Raw genomic sequence first — 14666 nt, forward strand, 5'->3', positions numbered from 1 at the left:
TCGCGCATCGGTGTGCATTGATTCTCGCGGAAACCCGAACGGCGACGGTGGCATTGCACCGTCGCGCTAGCGGGCGATTACGCCGTCGCGGCTGCGCGTGGGCGATTGACGATCTGGTTGTCCTTGCCCTGCACCAGCGTGGTCAGGGAAAAGTCGAACGCAATATCCTTGTAGGCATCGGCCTTCAGGCCCAGCGCCGCGCCGCCGGTCTTGTCGACGACGTGAGGAATCAGTTCCTCGCGCGTGGCGTAGGCGAAGTCGTCCCAGATCAGCGGATCGCCTTCGATATTGAATTGCGTCGTGAGCTTGCGGTGGCCTTCGCTGGTGACGAAGAAGTGCACGTGCGCCGGACGGTTGCCGTGACGCGCGATGGCGTCGAGCAGTTGCTGCGTCGCGCCTTGCGGCGGGCAACCGTAGCCGACTGGCATGAGCGTGCGGATTTCGTACTTGCCGTCCGCGCCGGTGCGCACCGCGCCGCGCAGATTGAAGTCGTCCTGTGCGCCGGTCGGGTCGAAGTGCGAGTAAAAACCCTTCGAATTGGCGTGCCAGCATTCGACCACGGCGCCCGCCACCGGTTTGCCGTCCGGACCGGTCACGGTGCCGTGAATGACGAGCGGGCCGGCCTCTGCATCCGGATTGATGTCGATCTTCGAAACGCCCTCGCGCACCGGCGCGCCGGCCACATACAGCGGGCCTTCGATCGTGCGCGGCGTGCCGCCGTCGAGACCGGCCGCTTTATCGGCGGCATCCATGCGGATGTCGAGATATTTTTCCAGACCGAGACCGGCGGCCAGCAGCGCTGCCTCGCCGTCCTGGCCGAGCTTGTTCAGATAATGGATGCCGGCCCAGACTTCGTCGGGCGTGATGTCGAGATCGTCGATGGCTTTGAAGAGATCGCCGAGCAGGCGGCCGAGCACCTGCTTGAAACGCGCGTTGCCGCCCGCGCCTTCTGCGTTGGTGGCGGCCTTGAGCAGGTCCTGGACTTCTTTCGTGTCGAACACTTTCACGTTCATGATCACTGTCTCCACTGAATCTTTTAGCGGGGGAAATTTTTAAGGGGCGTGCACGCCCTCTAATGGATTGCGTTACTCAGGTTCCAACCGGTTTTCAACTTCGACTCACCGACTCACATTCAAATATCGTTTTCGCGAATCGACGACGGATGACGGCACAGCGGCGTCACCGAAATCTCCATATACGGAAACAGCGGCAGCGCAGTCAGAATGTCGTGCAGTTCTGCATTGCTTTCGACGTCGAAAATGCTGAAATTCGCGTATTCGCCCACGAGACGCCAGATGTGGCGCCACTTGCCGCTGCGTTGCAGATCCTGCGAATAGGCCTTTTCGCGCGCCTTGATTTCGTTGGCGACGTCGGCGGGCATATCGGACGGAATCTTCACGTCCATGCGTACCTGGAAAAGCATCGTTGACTTCCTTTATCTGAAGCGGAAATTGCGTGATTGAGCGCGCAATCTAGCGCGTGACCTTGGTAAGTCCGTCGCGCGTGAATCGCTTGACCTTCGCCTCGTCGAGTTCGATGCCGAGTCCCGGGCCGGTCGGCACGGTCAATTCGAAATCGCTGTAATCGAGCGGCTGGGTCAGAATTTCCTCGGTGATGAGCAGCGGGCCGAACAATTCGGTGCCCCACTGCAGATTGGCGAAACTGGCGAACAGATGCGCCGAGGCCGCGGTGCTGAATGCGCCTTCGAGCATGGTGCCGCCGTACAGTTCGATGCCCGCGGCGTCAGCGATCGTCGCCACGCGCTGCGCGGCAAAGAGTCCGCCGCTTTGTTCGATCTTGATCGCGAAAACGTCCGCGCCGTGCTGTTTCGCAATCTCGAAGGCGCTTTCGGGACCTTGCAAGACTTCGTCAGCCATCAGCGCGACCGGGAAGCGGCGCATCAGGCGTCCAAGCGCCGCCGCGGACGCAACCGGCTGCTCGACGAGTTCGCAACCCGCGTCGGCAAGCGCCGGAATCGCCCAGGCCGCCTGGGTTTCGCTCCACGCCATATTCACGTCCACACGCACCGCTGCGCGATCGCCGAGCGCGCGCTTGATCTGCGCGACGTGCTCGATATCGGTCTTGACCGCCTTCGCGCCGATCTTCAGCTTGAAGACGCGATGACGGCGTGCGTCGAGCATCGCTTCGGCTTCCGCGATGTCTTTGGCCGTGTCGCCCGAGGCGAGCGTCCACGCCACCGGCAGACGATCGCGGCGGCGTCCGCCGAGCAGTTCGCTCACGGGCACGCCAAGGCGCTTGCCCTGCGCGTCGAGCAAGGCGGTTTCGAGCGCGCTCTTCGCGAAGTGCGTGACCTTCACGAGCTTGCCGAGATGCGCCATCAGTTCCTGAATGCGCGTGGCGTCCTTGCCGATCATGGCGGGCGCGAAGTACGCGTCGATCGCGAGCTTCATCGCTTCCGGGCTTTCCGGACCGTAGGCCATGCCCGCGATCGTCGTGCCCTCGCCCACGCCAATCACGCCGTCGCTGCACAACACCTTCACGAGCATCAGCGTCTGGCCGTGCATGGTGGCGACCGAGAGCTTGTGCGGGCGGATCGTCGGCAAATCGACGAGACAGGTTTCGATACGTTCGATCGTCGCGGATTTCATGGCGGCAACGGCAGGAGTGGAGTTCATGGATTGGATTTATACGCGCCGCGCAAAGGGACCGTCCAATACTTTTCGGGCTGCGGTTTCATACCTTTGAGGTATAGTGATAAGGTCAAATACGGGGGAAAACCCGTATTTACCGGATAAATTCATGCTCGCGAGGTATCGTAGGCGGGCGAATCGGCAGGCGGGGCTTTATGGAACTGAGACACCTGCGCTACTTCGTGGCCGTGGCCGAAGAGCGCAATTTCACGCGCGCGGCGCAGCGGCTGCACATCGCGCAGCCGCCGCTGTCGCGGCAGATCCAGCAGCTCGAGGAATTGCTCGGCGTGCAGCTGTTCGAGCGCGACGCGCGTCCGCTCAAGCTCACCGACACGGGTCGCTTTTTCTATCAGCACGCGGTGCAACTGCTTGCGCAGACCCACGAACTCGAATCGATGACGCGGCGTGTCGGCAAGATCGAGCGCGGTCTCACGGTGGGTTTCGTCGGCTCGACGCTGTACGGCATGCTGCCGAAGATCATCCGGCGCTTTCGCCAGGAGAATGGCGCGGTCGAACTGAGCCTCGTGGAAATGTCCACGATGGATCAGATCAAGGCGCTCAAGGAAGGTCGTATCGACGTGGGGTTTGGGCGCATCCGGCTCGAAGATCCGAGCATTCGCCGCGTGGTGCTGCGCGAGGAGCGCATGATCGTGGCGCTGCCGCTCGGGCATCCGCTGATCGACGCAAAGCCGGAGCTTTCGCTGCACGACCTGCTCAACGAAACCATCATCATCTTTCCCAAGCATCCGCGTCCGAGTTACGCCGACCAGGTGCTCGCGGGTTTCCACGATCGCGGACTCGAACCGATGCGGATTTACGAAGCACGCGAATTGCAGATCGCGCTGGGCCTCGTGGCGGCTGGCGAAGGGATTTCGATCGTGCCGAGCAGCGTCTACGGCCTCAAGCGCGACGACGTCTCCTACAAGGATCTCGACGACAAGCAGCTCGTTTCGCCCGTCATCATGAGCATGCGCATGCTCGACGAATCGGCGGATATTCGCCGCATGCTTGAACTGATCTACGTGCTCTACGGCGAAGCGAAAATGGAACACGTGGCGCCGGCGGCGCGCTGAGTTGCGCGTCGCCAGTCGCTCGCGCGGTTTATTCCGCGAGCCGTTGCGCGGAAAAACGCAAACCGTCGAACAGTTTTGCGGCGACGCGCTCCGGAAATCCCGCAGGCAACGCCGCGCTCACGGTTTCAATCGCGGCGGGCGTGCGTTCGATCAGTCGATCGATAATTGATTCGGCATCCGAACCATAGTGACAAAGCTGCGCCGTGGCATTGAAATGCGCGCGCTTCACGTCGCGCATGCGGTAGTGCCGGCTCTTGCCCCACACCGCCATCGCCAGCGACGCCTTGTGCCACGACCACTGATTGCCGCCGTCGCCGGCCACGGGCCAGATCGACATCACGTCATAGAGCGGCGCGAGCTGAAAGCGCCCGCCCGGCAGCAGACGCAGGCTGAAGTTCTTCGCGTGGCCATCGGGCGCGGCCATCATCCAGTAGACGATCTGCGCGGCGAGAAACGTGTCGATATCCGCGCGCGCCTGTTGCGACTGACGCAGCAGATCGGCGATCTCGCGCACGCCGGGGCCGCCGTCGGTTTCGTACTTGAAGTGCGGCGCGACGCCGAGCGCCTGGCAAAAATCCTCCTGCGGCAGGCGCAGCAACGCGCCCGTGCGCGAGACGGCGCGATCGAAGCGCTCGACCGCCAGCACCTTCTGCGCGCCGAACGTGGCAATGCGCGCCGACGACACCGGCAGCCCGTACGCCGCGAGCAGCGCGAGACACAGCCACTCGTTCTCCACCGAGGTGTTGAAATCGACCTTGCGATGGCCGATCAGGCCGAGCGGCAGCTTGAGAATGTGCGTGGTGGGCGTGGCGCCGTGCGGCAGCAGCCAGCGGCCTTCGTGATGGAGCAGCGCGGTTTTCTCCTGCGCGCCCGCCAGCGAAATGCGCAGCGGTTCGTCGTCATCGTCGTTGCCTGCGGGCAGCGCGCCCGCCGTTTCGAGCAGCAGCCGTTCGATGTCGGCCTCGTCAAGCGGCGTGCCGTCGATACGGCCCTGCGGCTCGGGCGTTTCGTCTTCGTCGAGCAGTTGCACCGCGCCCACGCAGTCGCGCCCGATCGCCTTGAGCAGATCGAACGCGTCGATCGACCCGGTGCGAAAGCGCGCGGCAATGCGGCGGCGGATCGGCATGCTGTCCGGCAGCAGATTGTCGAAGTAATGATGGACGCGCTCACCGCGCAACGGCCGCTCGCCGACGCCGAACGGCAGCGAGAGCGACAGCGGCCGCCCGGCTTCCGAGACCTTCCAGGCGGCGTCGTAACGCAACTCGGCTTCGCCCGTCACGCCGAGCGTCCAGGTGCCGACGCGCTCGCCGTTCGCCCAGATCGACAAGCTGCTCGAATGCGATTTGCGGCCCATGCGCTACCACTCCAGCCGGTCTTCGCGCGCCGCCAGCACCCCGCTGGTGTCGCGCGACTGCACGCACAGTTCGAGTCCGTAGAGCGAAAGCAGCGTGAGCATCTGGGCCAGCGAGATGCTGGCCGTGCCGGTGGTTTCGAGCGCCGACAGGCGCGGCTGGCCGATGCCGAGCGCGCTCGCGGCCTGCGCCTGGGTCAGGCCGTATTCTTTTCTGGCCGACAGCAGGATTTCGGCGAGCGCCGCCGGCGTATTGACGATAATCTTCATGTGATATTCCTGTGAAGCATAAAGCGATTATATGCCTGTGAGGCATAAACTACAAATATCGCTGACACGCATAAACAGGAAATATCACTGACACAAATATTCAGGGCGCGATAACTCGCCCGCCGCCGGCCTCACACCGTCTCCGTTTCCTTGCGCCGGAAGCCCGCGCCGGTGTGACGATCGGGCAGCGTATCGCCCGCGCCGAACAGCTTGTGGCGCAGCGAGCCCGGCTCGTAAGCGGTTTTATAGAGCCCGCGATTCTGCAACTCGGGCACGATCAGATCGACGAAATCCTCGTAGCTTTCGGGCACCACCGTGCGGCTCAGATTGAAGCCGTCCACGCCCGCTTCCTCGACCCACGCCTGCAACTCGTCGGCCACCTGCGACGCGCTGCCGACGATGGCCGGATAGCGTCCGCCCAGCTCGAACATCTCCAGCAGCGAACGGCGCGTCCAGCCGTGCTGCTGCGCCGTGCGCGTGGCCGACTCGATGGCGTTGCCGGGCGTGTAATCGACCGGCGCGTCGAGATCGTATTGCGCGTAGTCGATGCCCGTGCTCGCCGCGAAGTGCGCGAGACCGGCCTCGCGGCTTGCGTACTGGCGGTAATCCGCGTACTTCTCGCGCGCTTCGCGTTCGGTCGCGCCCGGCACCACCGCCGCGCCGACGAACACCTTCACGTCGTCGGGACGGCGCCCCGCGCGCACGAGCTGCTCGCGCAGCGCGCGCACCGTTTCGCGACCGACCGCGCGATTGGGCGGCGAAATGAACACGCATTCCGCGTGGCGCGCGGCAAAGCGCTGGCCGCGTCCTGAACTGCCGGCCTGAAACAGCACCGGCGTGCGCTGCGGCGACGGCTCCGCGAGATGGTAGCCGTCCACGTCGTAATAACGCCCCTTGTGCTGCACGCGATGCACTTTCGCCGGATCGGCATACACGCGCCCGGCCTTGTCGCGCAACACCGCGCCCGCTTCCCAACTGCCTTCCCACAGTTGATAGAGGACGTCCAGATATTCGTCGGCGCGTTCGTAGCGCTCGTCGTGCGGCAACTGTTCGCGCACGCCCATCGCGCGCGCCGCGCTGTCCAGATAGCCCGTCACGATATTCCAGCCGATGCGCCCCTGCGTCAGATGATCGAGCGTGGAAAAGCGCCGCGCGAGCAGATACGGCGCCTCGTAAGTGAGATTGACCGTCACGCCGAAGCCCAGATGCTGCGTAGCCGCCGCCATCGCGGGCACGAGCAGCGTGGGATCGTTGACGGGCAGTTGAATCGACTCGCGCAGCGTGACGTCGACATTGCGCTGATAGACGTCGTACACGCCGACGATATCGGCGAGAAACAGCCCGTCGAACAGGCCGCGTTCGAGCGTGCGCGCGAGATCGGTCCAGTACGCGAGTTGGCGGTAATCGGCCGAGCGGTCGCGCGGATGCGTCCACAGACCGTGATTGATATGGCCCACGCAATTCATGTTGAACGCGTTGAGCAGGATCGGCTGTTTCGTCTTCGGCATGACAGGAGGGCTTCGAATGGACCGGAATGCGCCTCGCCCGCGCGTCGCGCCGGGCGAGTCCAGCGGTCATTTGAACAGCCCGTGCCGCAATCCCCTACTAGAAAATCCGCGATTGCATATGAGCTTTTCGGCTATGCGCGATTGGCGCCGATGTTTTTATGCTCAGCCGCGCATGCAGGCGGGGCAATCGTCGGCGCGTCGCGCGGTGTCGCCCGCTTGCGGCGTGTAATCCTCGCCGTCGATGTCGTAGCCCGACGGCTCCCAGCGAATCGCCAGCAGCACGAGCAGCGACGTCAGCGGTGCGACCGCGATCACCCAGAACACCTTCGTGCCGAGCGCCGCCGCCAGCACCGGAAAGAGAAACAGCGAAATGGTCGACGACGAGCGCACGAGCGTCTGGTTGAACCCCACGCCGATGCCGCGCAGCGAAGTCGGATAGCTGAGCGACGCATACGTCATCGAATGCGAGCCGGGGCCGAAACCTTGCCCGAACAGATAGGCGCCCAGCAGCAGAATCGCGAGCGCGACGAACGCACCGCTCGACGGATGACCGATCAGCGCGAGTCCGACCAGCGCGCTCACCTGCAACGCGTGGCCCGCCACGGTCATCTTCCACGCCCCGATGGTGGGCGCGGTGCGCACGCCGATCAGGCCGCCGACGAAGGCGAACAGCAGATTGAGCAGCAGCGAAGCGACGATAGTAGTGAGCGGCCCCTGTTTGAAAAAGCTCGCGATGATGACCGGCAAGCCGAAGATGATCGCGTTATAGCCGAACGACGAGGCCGCGCCGATGGTGGCCGCGAGGATCGTGCGACGCCGATAGGTGGCGTTGAACAGCACGCCGTAATTGCGCCACGAGGCGGCGCGCGGCGTGTGCTGCGCGGGGTTGGCATCGTCGCGCTCGACCACCGCATCGACGCCCCACGAACGTTTGAGAATGCGCGCTGCGCCTTCCAGATCGCCCTGATTCGCGGCCCAGACCGGCGACTCGCTGATATAGCGGCTGCGCACCGCGATGATCAGCAGCGCCGGCACCGCGCCGAACGCGAGCGTCAAACGCCAGAGCCAGCCCGCGTGATGCGCCGGCAGAATCGCGTAGAGCGCGAGAATCAGCAGATAGCAGGTACTCGTGGCCGCGTACCACGCGGGGCACCAGGCGGCCACGCTCGCCGCCTTGTTGCCGCGGCCCGCCACGCGCGAGAACTCGGCGAGAAAGGCCATCGCCACCGGCAGATCGAGCCCCACGCCGAAGCCCATCAGGAAGCGCGCACCGCCGAGCACCCATGCATTGGGCGCGAGCCCGGCCGCGATGGCTGCGACCACGAAGAACAGCATGTCGGCCATGAAGACGCGATAGCGCCCGATGCGGTCGGTCAGATAGCCGCCGAACAGCGCGCCCAGAATCGCGCCAAACGTGATCGCGGCGGAAACCACACCGACCTGAACCGGCGAAAGCGCGAATTCGCGCGCGATGTCCTTCACGCCATAGGCGAGCGAGGTGAGATCGTAGGCGTCGAGAAACACGCCGCCGAGCGCGATGGCGATCACCACGCGCGCCTTGCTGCCCGTCTGCGCCCCTTCGTTGACGATGCGCGCGACGTCCTGCGCCGAGCGGATGACGGGGCGCGCGTGCGGCGCGGCGGCGTCGCTCCATGTATCGACGTGACCGGCTGGATCGGCACGATCGGTACGGTCGGCATGAGCGGGGACGGCGACGGTCGACATGAGGGGAATCCGGACAAAGTGACAATCGAAGCATCGTAGTCATCGCCCGGTCCGTGGCAAAACGACGTATACGCATATGCTTCGCGCGAGACGTGCATTGCGCGATCGCCCCATAGCACGCGCCATCGCGCCCTGACCCGGCCCTTCAATCCCCCGTAAGCACGCGCCGCGATGTGCTTATCAGCGTGCGTGCGATAACGAACGTGCGCGAAATTGGTTGGACGCGGCCCGCGCGCGCCCTAGCATCGCCCCATCTTTCACTCCGCCACGGGCGCACGCATATGAACAAGAACAAACGAACCCTGATCGCCGCGGGACTCGCCTCGCTGACGCTCGTCGCCGGTCTGTTCGGGCCGCTCGCCTCGACGGTGCAGGCGGCGCAGACGCTGCGCGTGGGCATCATGTCCGGCGAGGACGAAGACGTCTGGCGCGTGGTGGCCGCGAACGCCGCCCAGCACGGCCTCGACATCAAGGTGACGACGTTCTCCGACTACACCCAGCCCAACGAAGCGCTGTCCGAGCACGATCTCGACGCCAATTCGTTCCAGCACAAGCCCTATCTCGATGCGCAGGTGGCCGCGCGTCACTACACCATCGTGCCGGTGGGCTTCACCTACGTGCAGCCGATCGGGCTCTACTCGCGCAAATATCCGTCGGTCGCGGCGCTGCCGCAGGGCGCGACTATCGGCGTCCCGAACGATCCGAGCAACGAAGGCCGCGCGCTGCTGCTGTTGCAGGGTCAGGGTCTCATCAAGCTGCGTAGCGATGTCGGCCTGCTGCCGACGGCGCGCGATATCGCCAGCAATCCGAAGCAAATCAAGATCAAGGAACTCGATGCGGGCATCGTCGGGCGCGCGATTGGCGACCTCGACGCCGCCGTGGTCAATACCGACTGGGCGATCAAGGCCGGCATCCGCATTCCGCAAGAACGCATCGCGCAGGAAAAGGTCGATGGCAGCCCGTATCGCAACTTCATCGCCGTCAACGAGAAAGATGCGAACGCGCCGTGGGTGAAGACGCTCGTGGCCAGCTACCAGCAGCCGAACGTGGCGGCGAAGATTCTCGCCGTCTATCACGGCGTGACGCTGCCCGCGTGGAACGGCGCACCGCAGCAGTAAGACGCACGGCCGTCATCCGTTTGTCATGACCGGGCGGCGTCCTGCCGCCCGAACTCGCAGTGCGGCGTGCCGCAAGCGGCCATTTCGACTTCGCCCTACACTGGAGCGAGCGCCACACGCGGCAATCGCCACGGCCGTGCGCCCAATGCCCACTGCCGACTGCGAGGAGCCGCGTCATGCAAACCAGATCCGTCAAGATTCCCGGCCCGGACCATCCGATCACGATCGAGCTGCTGGCGAAGCACGTGGTCGTGAAGGTCGCGGGCCATGTTGTCGCCGACACGCGCCGCGCGCTCGAACTGCGCGAGGCGAACTACCCGCCCGTGATCTACGTGCCGCGCGAAGACGCGGACATGTCGCTGCTCACGCGCACCGACCACACCACCTACTGCCCCTATAAGGGCGACTGCGCGTACTACTCGATCGTGCCGGGCGGCGAGCATTCGGCCAACGCGGTCTGGACCTACGAGCATCCGCATACGGCCGTCGCGGAGATCCAGAACCATCTGGCGTTTTATCCGGATCGCGTGGACGCGATCAAGCAGCTCGACCTCTGAGCGCGCCGCGCCAAACGCGGGCGCGATTTCCTCATACCCGGCGATACGCGAATCCGCCGGCGATCGCGCCGTTCAACGCGCCCTGTCCGGCGCCGGTACGCCGATCAGCAACGCCGCGCCGCTCGCCACGAGCAGCGCGGCCAGTATGTAGAGTGCATTGTCCATGCTGCCGGTGTGCGTCTTGATGAGGCCAATGGCCCACGGACTCAAGATGCCGCTCGTAATACCGATACTGCTGATCAGCGCGATGCCCGCCGCCGCGGCCTTGCCGGAGAGATACGCAGGCGGCACGGCCCAGAAGATCGGCAGCGCAGCGAAAATCAGCACGGCGGCCATCGAGAGAATCGCCATCATCGCCGCGAAGCTCGCCAGATGCAGCGTGAGCAGCGAAAGCGCGACGCCGCCGCCCACCGTGCACGCCGCGAAGTGCCAGCGCCGCTCGCCGCGCCGGTCCGAGCGACGCGCGATCAGCATCAGGCCCACCGCGCCGACCGCGTTCGGAATCACCGTGTAGAGACTGATCGCGAGCACGTCGTGCACGCCGAAATCGCGGATCATCAGCGGCATCCAGAAGTTCAGCGTGAGCGACGCGCAGGTCAGCGAAAAATAGATGAACGCGAACAGGTAGACGCGCGGATTGCGCAGCGCCGCCCCGAACGAACGCGAAGCGTGCGCTGAATGTGCGGAATGTGCCGACGATGCGCCCTCGCCCTCGCCCTCGCCCTCGCCATCGCGCTGCGCAAGCAGTTGAGCCTTTTCAACGTCGCTGAGCCAGCGCGCCTGTTCGGGGCCGTCGACGAGCCAGAACGCCGCCATCAGACCGAGCAGCACGGCGGGCAGTCCTTCGATCGCGAACATCCAGCGCCAGCCTTCGAGTCCCATGACGCCGCCCATGTCGCGCATGATCCAGCCCGACACGAGGCCGCCCAGCACGCCTGCCACCGCCACGCCCGCGAAGAAGATCGAGAACACCGCTGCGCGCCGCCGCGGCGGGAACCAGTAGGTCAGGTAAAGCACGATGCCCGGAAAAAAGCCGGCTTCGAACACGCCGAGCAAGAAACGCAGCGCGTAGAAATGCGTAGGCGTGTGCACGAACATCATGCAGGTCGACGCGATCCCCCACAGCAGCATGATGCGCATGAACGTGCGGCGCGCGCCGAAACGGGCGAGCAGCATGTTGCTCGGCACTTCGCACAGCACATAGCCGATGTAGAAGATCGCCGCGCCGAGTCCGTACATGGCGTCGCTGAAAGCGAGATCGTGCTTCATCTGCAACTGCGCAAAGCCGATGTTGATGCGATCGAGAAACGACACGACATAGCAGACGAACAGAAACGGAATGACGCGCCACGCGACCTTGCGGAACAGCAGGTCGTCGCTAACGCTCCCGGCGCCCGAAGCATGGGCGGCTGGCGCGAGCGGACGCTCGGACACGCGGTCCGAGATGATCGATTGAGGCATGGGCCTGTCTCCAGACATTGTGGCGAATCCCGCGCGGCGGGTCTTCGGTAGCCGGCGTCTGACGCGCCGTACGCACACAGCAACCGCACTGACCGCGCTTAACGTGCGCGGCCCGGTGTGGCGACTGTGCGGCCATCATAGGAGTGGCGCATTTTATTTGTCAATAGCAAATCAATTCGCCAAATACAAACATTATTTATCGGATGAATGCGGTGTGTCGGCCGGCATGCGTAGCGAAACGCCACGGGCGGGCGATGCAGGCGCCGGCGCGCAAGGACGTGTCTGCGTGAGGCGGAGGGACAGCCCGACCGGGCAAAAGAGAAGGACGATTCGGGCAGCCTGCGCCTACGCGCGCCACGGCCAGATCGCCGGAAAATACCGATTAGCGAGCCTGACGACGCGACAACCCCGTGCGGCGCGCGCCACGCGCAAATTGCTCGCGATATGCCGCCGGAGTGGTGAGCGCGATGCGCCGGAAATGCCGTCGCAACGACTCTTCCGAGCCGAACCCCGCGAGTTCCGCGACGCGCTCCATGCTCAATGTCGGGCGCGCCTCCAGCAGATCGCGCGCGACGCTCACCCGCTCGCGCACGACCCATTCGTACGGGCCCATGCCGGTGGCGTCGAGAAATTGCCGTTGCAGCGTGCGCGGGCTCATCGCCGCGCGCGCGGCCAGCGACGCGACGCTATGTTCGAGGCGCGGATTCGCGCGCACCCAATCCATCAGCCGCGCAAGCGGACTGCTTTCATCGCGCGGCATCGGACGCGGAACGAACTGCGCCTGCCCGCCTTCGCGATGCGGCGGCACGACGAGCCGCTGCGCCACGCGATTGGCCACTTCGCCGCCATGATCGCGGCGCACGAGATGCAGCAACATGTCGATGCCCGCCGCCGATCCGGCCGACGTCAGCACCTGCCCTTCGTCGATATAGAGCGCATCGGCTTCCACCTGAAGTTGCGGATAGCGCTGCTGCAACGCCTCCGCATAACGCCAGTGCGTGGTGACGCGCTTGCCGTCGAGCACGCCCGCCGCCGCCAGCACGAACACGCCCGAGCAGATCGAACACAAACGCGCGCCGCGCGCATGGGCGGCGCGCAGCTTGCGCAGCAGCGCCTCGGGCGGACGCTCGTCGGCATCGCGCCAGCCCGGAATCACGATGGTCTGCGCGCGATCGAGCATGGCCAGCGTATAAGGCGCCGACACGGTCACGCCGCCCGCCGCGCGCAGCGGCCCGCGCTCGGCCGCGCACACGGCGAAGCGATACCACGCGACGTCGAGTTCGGGCCGTTCGAGCGCGAACAGCTCCGTCACGCAGCCAAATTCAAAGGTGCAGAGACGGTCGTAAGCCAGCGCGACGACGAGATGAGGAGCGGTGCGAGACATGGCGCGATGTTACCGGAAAATGACGATCGCGCCACTGTCGGCGAAGTCGCAGCGCACGCGACAATGCCTCGCATCGACACTCGAATACGGAGCGCAACCATGACCGTTCAGACGCAGCTTTCTTCGCAGCCTTCCTCTCTCGTCAGCGACATTCCCGCCGCCGCGAGCGCGGACGCGCTGACGCATTTCAGCGCCTCGCTGGCGTTCGAAACCGATTGCTGGGACGTGCATGCGGCGCTCGCCGATCGCAGCCGCCAACCCGATTTCGTGCTGCTCGACGTACGCAGCCCCGCGCTCTACGCGCAGGGTCACGTGCCGGGCGCGATCAACCTGCGGCACGGCAAGATCGTCGCGTCGAAGCTCGAAGCGTATGCGCTCGACACGCTGTTCGTGACGTATTGCGCGGGGCCGCACTGCAACGGCGCGACGCGCGGCGCCATCCGGCTCGCGCGGCTCGGCCGCCCGGTGAAGCTGATGATCGGCGGCATCACCGGTTGGCTCGACGAAGGCTTCGACCTCGAGCGATCCTAGCCGCCGGCTTCCGTCGATTCCTCGGCGCCGCCGCCGGTTTGCGCGGCGGCGCCGGCATCGTCGGCGCGCACCAATAGCACCGGACACGGCGCCTGACGCGCGACACGCTCGGCCACGCTGCCGAGCAATGCACGACGCATACCCCGCCGTCCATGCGTGCCGATGACGACGAGCCGCGCGCCGCAAGCCGCGGCCTCGCGCGCGACGCCGCCCGCAATGTCGTCGTTCAGGTTCGCGAGCTGGATCAGCTCCGTCTCGCAGGCCACGCCCGCCACCCGCGCCTGTTCGTAGGCTTCCCTCAGCAAGCGCCGCGCGTCGCCGCGCATGGCGTCCAGCAGATCGGCGGGCACATAGCCCGCGCCCATCCCGAACGGCGACACGGCGTCGAGCACGTGCACCACGCGCAGTTCCGCCCCGCAGATATCGGCGAGCCGGATCGCATGGGTGAGCGCGGCGCGCGACATCGCGCTGCCGTCGTAGGCGACCAGAATCCTTTCATACATCGCGTACCCTCCTCTCGTGTCGCGGCCGTTGTCTTTACACTTTTTGACTTTAGAGGCCGAGGAGAAGCGTGCGTTGACAGGTATCAAACAGATATCCGGCGCGCGTTCCGGATCGCTACAATCGTGCGCATCCGTCACACGAGGCGCGCGCCGATAGCTTTCACGGTGAGCCCTCCGCATTCGCACAAGGACCGCCGCCGTGATCACCTGCACCCTGCGTTACGTCATCGACCCTTACCGCCTGGCCGAATTCGAGACTTACGCCAGAATGTGGATTCCGCTCGTCGAGCGCTTCGGCGGCCAGCATCACGGCTACTTTCTGCCGTCCGAAGGTGCGAACAACATCGCGCTCGCGCTGTTTTCCTTCCCGAGTCTCGCGGCTTACGAAACCTACCGCGAGCGTTCGGCGACCGATCCCGACTGCCAGGCGGCCTTCGCCTATGCCCACGAAAACCGTTGCATCGTGAGTTATGAACGCAGTTTCATGCGGCCCGTATTCGGGTAGGATGCCGGATATCGCGCGCCTCGCAACAC

At 65.1% G+C, this 14666-nt stretch carries 15 protein-coding genes; 5 read left to right on the plus strand and 10 right to left on the minus strand.

Annotated elements, in window-relative coordinates; translation table 11 throughout:
* Positions 1 to 77: 77 nt before the first annotated feature.
* From catA to G5S35_RS36310, 3 genes are all read right to left on the minus strand, one after another.
* A complete protein-coding gene (catA, locus tag G5S35_RS36300) occupies positions 78 to 1013 on the minus strand; it encodes a catechol 1,2-dioxygenase (protein WP_183040239.1) in 936 nt (311 codons plus the stop codon).
* 119 nt (positions 1014 to 1132) lie between these two features.
* Complete coding sequence (catC, locus tag G5S35_RS36305) at positions 1133 to 1423, minus strand: muconolactone Delta-isomerase (protein WP_065059201.1); 291 nt, start codon at positions 1421 to 1423, stop codon at positions 1133 to 1135.
* Between the two features lie 49 nt (positions 1424 to 1472).
* The gene (locus G5S35_RS36310) at positions 1473 to 2609 is read right to left on the minus strand and encodes a muconate/chloromuconate family cycloisomerase (RefSeq protein ID WP_183040694.1); all 1137 of its coding nucleotides are present in this window, start codon (positions 2607 to 2609) and stop codon (positions 1473 to 1475) included.
* A 197-nt stretch (positions 2610 to 2806) separates the two neighbouring features.
* Here G5S35_RS36310 and G5S35_RS36315 point away from each other — a divergent pair, with 197 nt between their 5' ends.
* The gene (locus tag G5S35_RS36315) at positions 2807 to 3724 is read left to right on the plus strand and encodes a LysR family transcriptional regulator (RefSeq protein ID WP_074986823.1); all 918 of its coding nucleotides are present in this window, start codon (positions 2807 to 2809) and stop codon (positions 3722 to 3724) included.
* Between the two features lie 28 nt (positions 3725 to 3752).
* On the opposite strand, the gene G5S35_RS36320 is transcribed toward G5S35_RS36315, so the two are convergent.
* The 4 genes from G5S35_RS36320 to G5S35_RS36335 form a co-directional block, all read right to left on the minus strand.
* Complete coding sequence (locus tag G5S35_RS36320; RefSeq protein ID WP_065059198.1) at positions 3753 to 5078, minus strand: type II toxin-antitoxin system HipA family toxin; 1326 nt, start codon at positions 5076 to 5078, stop codon at positions 3753 to 3755.
* Between the two features lie 3 nt (positions 5079 to 5081).
* Positions 5082 to 5345 (minus strand): helix-turn-helix domain-containing protein, encoded by a 264-nt coding sequence (locus tag G5S35_RS36325; RefSeq protein WP_183040240.1) that lies wholly within the window; start codon positions 5343 to 5345, stop codon positions 5082 to 5084.
* 131 nt (positions 5346 to 5476) lie between these two features.
* Positions 5477 to 6853 (minus strand): LLM class flavin-dependent oxidoreductase, encoded by a 1377-nt coding sequence (locus G5S35_RS36330; RefSeq protein WP_065059196.1) that lies wholly within the window; start codon positions 6851 to 6853, stop codon positions 5477 to 5479.
* Between the two features lie 162 nt (positions 6854 to 7015).
* Positions 7016 to 8578 carry an MFS transporter gene (locus G5S35_RS36335; protein WP_183040241.1) on the minus strand — a complete coding sequence of 521 codons (1563 nt, stop codon included), beginning with the start codon at positions 8576 to 8578 and terminating at the stop codon, positions 7016 to 7018.
* Between the two features lie 281 nt (positions 8579 to 8859).
* Here G5S35_RS36335 and G5S35_RS36340 point away from each other — a divergent pair, with 281 nt between their 5' ends.
* Complete coding sequence (locus G5S35_RS36340) at positions 8860 to 9696, plus strand: MetQ/NlpA family lipoprotein (protein ID WP_183040242.1); 837 nt, start codon at positions 8860 to 8862, stop codon at positions 9694 to 9696.
* 176 nt (positions 9697 to 9872) lie between these two features.
* Complete coding sequence (locus tag G5S35_RS36345) at positions 9873 to 10253, plus strand: DUF427 domain-containing protein (RefSeq protein WP_065059193.1); 381 nt, start codon at positions 9873 to 9875, stop codon at positions 10251 to 10253.
* 72 nt (positions 10254 to 10325) lie between these two features.
* Here the strand turns inward: G5S35_RS36345 and G5S35_RS36350 are convergent, their stop codons facing one another.
* Positions 10326 to 11714: an MFS transporter gene (locus G5S35_RS36350; RefSeq protein WP_183040243.1), complete on the minus strand. Its 1389-nt coding sequence runs from the start codon at positions 11712 to 11714 to the stop codon at positions 10326 to 10328.
* A 382-nt stretch (positions 11715 to 12096) separates the two neighbouring features.
* Entirely contained in the window at positions 12097 to 13098 is a 1002-nt protein-coding gene (gene ftrA, locus G5S35_RS36355) for a transcriptional regulator FtrA (protein WP_065059191.1), read from the minus strand.
* Positions 13099 to 13197: 99 nt separating this feature from the next.
* Between ftrA and G5S35_RS36360 the strand changes: the two genes are divergently transcribed.
* Positions 13198 to 13629, plus strand: a complete 432-nt coding sequence (locus G5S35_RS36360; RefSeq protein ID WP_183040244.1) for a rhodanese-like domain-containing protein — start codon at positions 13198 to 13200, stop codon at positions 13627 to 13629.
* Here the strand turns inward: G5S35_RS36360 and G5S35_RS36365 are convergent.
* Positions 13626 to 14132, minus strand: coding sequence for a universal stress protein (locus tag G5S35_RS36365; protein ID WP_183040245.1), 507 nt, complete (start codon positions 14130 to 14132; stop codon positions 13626 to 13628). The two genes, G5S35_RS36360 and G5S35_RS36365, sit on opposite strands and share 4 nt — an antisense overlap.
* 199 nt (positions 14133 to 14331) lie before the next feature.
* Here G5S35_RS36365 and G5S35_RS36370 point away from each other — a divergent pair, with 199 nt between their 5' ends.
* Positions 14332 to 14637, plus strand: coding sequence for an NIPSNAP family protein (locus G5S35_RS36370; RefSeq protein ID WP_065059188.1), 306 nt, complete (start codon positions 14332 to 14334; stop codon positions 14635 to 14637).
* The last annotated feature ends 29 nt before the right edge of the window (positions 14638 to 14666 follow it).

This window comes from Paraburkholderia tropica (genome assembly GCF_014171495.1).
Lineage (GTDB): Bacteria > Pseudomonadota > Gammaproteobacteria > Burkholderiales > Burkholderiaceae > Paraburkholderia > Paraburkholderia tropica.

Bases quoted from the DNA above. Each gene is read 5' to 3' on its own strand.
- catA (WP_183040239.1), bottom strand. From the start codon at position 1,013: ATGAACGTGAAAGTGTTCGACACGAAAGAAGTCCAGGACCTGCTCAAG.
- catC (WP_065059201.1), bottom strand. From the start codon at position 1,423: ATGCTTTTCCAGGTACGCATGGACGTGAAGATTCCGTCCGATATGCCC.
- G5S35_RS36310 (WP_183040694.1), bottom strand. From the start codon at position 2,609: ATGAAATCCGCGACGATCGAACGTATCGAAACCTGTCTCGTCGATTTG.
- G5S35_RS36315 (WP_074986823.1), top strand. From the start codon at position 2,807: ATGGAACTGAGACACCTGCGCTACTTCGTGGCCGTGGCCGAAGAGCGC.
- G5S35_RS36320 (WP_065059198.1), bottom strand. From the start codon at position 5,078: ATGGGCCGCAAATCGCATTCGAGCAGCTTGTCGATCTGGGCGAACGGC.
- G5S35_RS36325 (WP_183040240.1), bottom strand. From the start codon at position 5,345: ATGAAGATTATCGTCAATACGCCGGCGGCGCTCGCCGAAATCCTGCTG.
- G5S35_RS36330 (WP_065059196.1), bottom strand. From the start codon at position 6,853: ATGCCGAAGACGAAACAGCCGATCCTGCTCAACGCGTTCAACATGAAT.
- G5S35_RS36335 (WP_183040241.1), bottom strand. From the start codon at position 8,578: ATGTCGACCGTCGCCGTCCCCGCTCATGCCGACCGTACCGATCGTGCC.
- G5S35_RS36340 (WP_183040242.1), top strand. From the start codon at position 8,860: ATGAACAAGAACAAACGAACCCTGATCGCCGCGGGACTCGCCTCGCTG.
- G5S35_RS36345 (WP_065059193.1), top strand. From the start codon at position 9,873: ATGCAAACCAGATCCGTCAAGATTCCCGGCCCGGACCATCCGATCACG.
- G5S35_RS36350 (WP_183040243.1), bottom strand. From the start codon at position 11,714: ATGCCTCAATCGATCATCTCGGACCGCGTGTCCGAGCGTCCGCTCGCG.
- ftrA (WP_065059191.1), bottom strand. From the start codon at position 13,098: ATGTCTCGCACCGCTCCTCATCTCGTCGTCGCGCTGGCTTACGACCGT.
- G5S35_RS36360 (WP_183040244.1), top strand. From the start codon at position 13,198: ATGACCGTTCAGACGCAGCTTTCTTCGCAGCCTTCCTCTCTCGTCAGC.
- G5S35_RS36365 (WP_183040245.1), bottom strand. From the start codon at position 14,132: ATGTATGAAAGGATTCTGGTCGCCTACGACGGCAGCGCGATGTCGCGC.